This window comes from Dorea sp. 210702-DFI.3.125 (assembly GCF_020560945.1).
Taxonomy (GTDB): domain Bacteria; phylum Bacillota; class Clostridia; order Lachnospirales; family Lachnospiraceae; genus Dorea; species Dorea formicigenerans.
Window position 1 is genome coordinate 1 of record NZ_JAJCNF010000149.1, and the last position, 211, is coordinate 211.

Here is a 211-nt window from a genome sequence, read left to right on the forward strand (position 1 = left end):
TATCAGTGTAAGTGGAGTGCGAAGCTCATGAGAAATATCAGTGAAAAAACGTAGCTTCAGATTGGAAAGCTGTTGCTCGAAATCTACTCTGCGCTGCAAATTAGTGTTGCGGATTACGATATATATTACGATGAGCAATGCAGCAATACCTATGACAATATAGAGCAATATCGCCCAGATTGTTTCGAAAAAGGTCGGTTCGATATGTATA

Annotated in this window: 1 protein-coding gene; it reads right to left on the bottom strand. The window is 39.3% G+C overall.

Features of this window, described 5'->3' with window-relative positions; genetic code table 11:
- The coding region (locus LI164_RS15900) for a hypothetical protein (RefSeq protein ID WP_331464389.1) at nucleotides 1-211 on the bottom strand (211 nt) is incomplete at both ends.